Genomic DNA, 3,763 nt, shown 5'->3' on the forward strand with positions numbered 1-3,763 from the left:
CCCCATCGAGGGCCTGCCGGACGATCCGGAAGTGGACGCGAATGCCCACCTGATCCAGGCCATGCTGACCGGGGACACACCGATACCGACGCCCATCCTCGACCAGGTCGCCGCCATCGTCGAACTGGCCCACACGCCCAGGACCTGAGCCACCCCAGCGACCCGTCAAACCACGCGCCGATTGATCTTTCGCCCCTCATGGCATACACCCAGAGCAGGACCGGAATCCACCGGCCACCTGATCACCCGAGGGATACACACCATGGGCAAGAAAGCCATATGCATCGGCATCAACGACTACCCCGGCACCCAGAATGACCTCTCCGGCTGCGTCAATGACGCCAACGACTGGGCCGCAGCGCTGAGTGCCAGGGGTTTCACGGTCACCCGCCTGATCGACGCCCAGGCCACCCGGAACGCCATGGTCTCGGCCATGAGCAGCCTGATCTCCGGCGCGGCCCGGGGGGACACGGTGGCGATCACCTACTCAGGACACGGCACCTGGGTACCTGACCGGAACGGGGATGAATCCGACGGCCGGGACGAAGGCCTGTGCCCGTGGGACATCGGCTCGGGCCAGGTGCTGCTGGACGACGACATCGCCCAGATCTTCGCCCGCCGGGCGGCAGGCGTCCGCGTCCTGCTGATTTCCGACAGCTGTCACTCCGGGAGCGTCACCCGGGGAGCCGATCTGGACCTGGCGCCCGGCGCACCAAGGGCACGCTTCCTGCCCCCCGAGGCCTGGATGAAACCGGAGGACCTCCCCACGGCCCGGATCTCAAGGCTTCCCAGCCTGGGCGGCCTGTCCCGCAGCGGCGGCGATCTCCTTCTGGCGGGCTGCACTGACAGCCAGTTCAGCTGGGACACCCGCTTCAAGGAGCGCCCCAACGGCGCCTTCACCTACTATGCGCTGAAAACCCTGGCCTCCCTGCCAGCCAGCGCAAGCTACCAGGACTGGTTCCGAGCCATCACCCCCGCCTGCCTGCCTACCAACCAGCTGCCGCAGAATCCCCAGATCTTCGGTACCCGAACAGCCCGCAACTGGAAAATATTCTCTTGAACCAGCGGCACCCGGTCAGGGCTGCACGCAAAAAAAGAGCCCGCCAGGCCCTCATTGAGGCAACCTGAGCAGGCTCTCCAGCCACTACCACCAGCACTGCTGCATGTTCCGGGCGGCAGGCATGGAGCATGCAGCAGTGCCGTACGGAAAACCCCGTGAAACCTCAGCTCAGGCCAGCTTTCCGTTGATGAAATCCACCAGGGAACCGACCGTCACGAAAGTGGAACCATCAATCTCGTCGTCTTCGACAACAATGTCGAAACGCTCTTCAAACAGGTTGATCACACCGACGACAGCCATCGAGTCCAGATCCGGCAGGGATCCCAGCAGCGCGGTATCCAGATCGAATTGTGCAGCGGCACCGCCCAGGCTGAGGACCTCGTCGAGAATCGCCAGAACTTCCTTCTTCGTATCCAAAAGCAGACTCCAGTAGGGATTGTCATTGTGCGTCATCACCCCGTCTCATCACGAGACAGGAAGATAAAGAGTATCTCATTATAAACGACGCACCCTGGAACCGGACCTTGATCTGACCCACCCTTCGGTCACAAACCGTTCAAAGTCACAAATTTTGCAGTTATGGTGCACGGGCATGCCCTCCAGGGGATCCCCTGGCAATCCTTGTGCGGGCACGCAGTATTTGGCAAACATATCCGGGATGCGTCGTTTAAACTCCGGCTGCAGCGTCAAAACCGGCCCATCGCAGCGGCGCCGGATGCGCCAGAGTGATTCCCTTGGCGTATTGCCGTCACCTGGCTCGACTAGACTTGTGACGCGCTGCTTGAAACACGCAGGGCAGGGCCATCGCCATGGCCAGCGGCTTCCACCGACCTTTTCACGACGATGATCACGACCACCCTACTCCACGACCTCATCACCGCCTCAGCCCTGCGGGCACCCGAGGCACCTGCCCTGACCGCCGGCGCCACCACTCTCAGCTACCAGGCGCTGGAGGCCCAGACCGGGGCCTTTGCAGCGGGTGTGCTGGCCCTGGGACTGGAGCGGGGCGAGCGGGTCGGCATTTACCTGGACAAGCGCATCGAAACCGTCGTGTCCTGCTTCGGCACAGCCCGGGCGGGCGGCGCTTTCGTCCCGGTCAACCCGATCCTGAAAGGTGAACAGGTCGCCCACATCCTGCGCGACTGCGATGCCCGGGTGCTGGTCACCTCCCCCGAGCGCCTGCCCCTGATCGTCCCGGCTCTCGCCCACTGCCACGCCCTGCGCCAGATCGTCCTGACCGGCCCATTGACCCGGCCCGTGGCGCTGCCAGCCATGAGCCTGCACCTCTGGTCCGAACTGATGGACCACCCCCCGCGCGAGGGCCATCGGGTCGTGGACCACGATCTCCTGTCCATCCTGTATACGTCCGGCAGCACAGGGCGCCCCAAGGGCGTCGTGCTCTCCCACCGCAACATGGTGGCCGGGGCCAGGAGCGTCGCCAGCTACCTGGAGAACACCCAGGACGACACCCTGCTGGCCGCCTTGCCACTGTCCTTCGACGCCGGCTTCTCCCAGCTCACCACCGCCTTCCACAGCGGCGCCCGGGTCGTACTGCTCAACTACCTTCTTCCCCAGGACGTGCTCAAGGCGCTGGTCAAGGAGAAAGTCACCGGCCTCACCGCGGTGCCCCCCCTCTACATCCAGTTGGCCCAGCTCAAGTGGCCAGAGACCGTGACGGACCACCTGCGCTACTTCGCCAACACGGGCGGCCGCATGCCCCTGGAAACCCTCAGGGCCCTGCGCGGACACCTGCCCCGTACCAAGCCTTACCTCATGTACGGCCTGACCGAGGCCTTCCGCGCCACCTACCTGCCCCCGGAACAGGTGGACATCCGCCCGGACTCCATCGGCAAGGCGATTCCCAACGCCGAAGTTCTCGTGCTCCGGGAGGACGGCAGCGAATGTGCGCCCAACGAACCCGGCGAGCTGGTGCAGCGGGGCGCCCACGTGGCCATGGGCTACTGGAACGATCCGGAAAAGACCGCCGAGCGCTTCAAGCCCCTGCCGGCCTCCGCCCCCGGACGCCAGAGCGGGTTCGTGCTGCCGGAGGTGGCCGTGTTCTCCGGCGACACCGTACGCCGGGACGAGGAGGGCTACCTGTACTTCATCGGTCGCCGGGACGAGATGATGAAAACTTCCGGCTACCGGGTGAGCCCGACGGAAGTGGAAGAAATCCTCTACGGCACCCAACAGGTGGGGGAATGCGTCGCCTTCGGCGTGCCCCATCCCAGCCTCGGCCAAGCCATCTGCGTGATCGCCACCGGCAGGGACGGAGCCCCCCTGGACACCGCCGCCCTGCTTGCCGAATGCAAGCAGCGCATGCCCGCCTACATGGTTCCCGCAGTCATCGAATCCCGCGACGGTCCCCTGCCCCGCAACCCCAATGGCAAGATCGACCGAAAAGCCCTTTCCACAGAATTTGAACATCGCACCAAGGCAGAGCAATGAGTGACATTCCCCGTGAGAAGCCAGTCCACGCCCCGATGGATCAGTTCCCCGTCGAGGGCAACGAGCTCCTGATCGGCGGGATTCCCCTCAGCCGGCTCGCAGCCCGGGTAGGCCAGACCCCGTTCTACGCTTACGATCGCCAGCTGCTCACCCGTCGGGTCGAGTCACTCCGCGCGGCCCTGCCGGCAGGCATCAAGCTCCACTACGCCATGAAGGCGAACCCGATGCCCGCCGTGGTGGGTCACATGGCCCGCC

General features: G+C 64.9%; 3 protein-coding genes and 1 pseudogene. 3 read left to right on the forward strand and 1 reads right to left on the reverse strand.

Going from position 1 to position 3,763, the window contains the following annotated elements; genetic code table 11:
- Positions 1 to 262: 262 nt before the first annotated feature.
- On the forward strand, positions 263 to 1,060 hold the full coding sequence (locus tag PHD22_RS16635) for a caspase family protein (RefSeq protein ID WP_299869486.1): 798 nt from the start codon (positions 263 to 265) through the stop codon (positions 1,058 to 1,060).
- A 168-nt stretch (positions 1,061 to 1,228) separates the two neighbouring features.
- On the opposite strand, the gene PHD22_RS16640 is transcribed toward PHD22_RS16635, so the two are convergent.
- Complete coding sequence (locus tag PHD22_RS16640) at positions 1,229 to 1,513, reverse strand: acyl carrier protein (RefSeq protein ID WP_299869488.1); 285 nt, start codon at positions 1,511 to 1,513, stop codon at positions 1,229 to 1,231.
- Positions 1,514 to 1,903: 390 nt separating this feature from the next.
- Between PHD22_RS16640 and PHD22_RS16645 the strand changes: the two genes are divergently transcribed.
- Both PHD22_RS16645 and PHD22_RS16650 read left to right on the forward strand, forming a co-directional pair.
- Positions 1,904 to 3,508 (forward strand): acyl-CoA ligase (AMP-forming), exosortase A system-associated, encoded by a 1,605-nt coding sequence (locus PHD22_RS16645; RefSeq protein ID WP_299869491.1) that lies wholly within the window; start codon positions 1,904 to 1,906, stop codon positions 3,506 to 3,508.
- Positions 3,509 to 3,543: 35 nt separating this feature from the next.
- Positions 3,544 to 3,763, forward strand: a pseudogene (locus tag PHD22_RS16650) (pyridoxal-dependent decarboxylase, exosortase A system-associated); the annotation flags it as partial.

This window comes from Zoogloea sp. (assembly GCF_028693495.1).
GTDB lineage: Bacteria > Pseudomonadota > Gammaproteobacteria > Burkholderiales > Rhodocyclaceae > Zoogloea.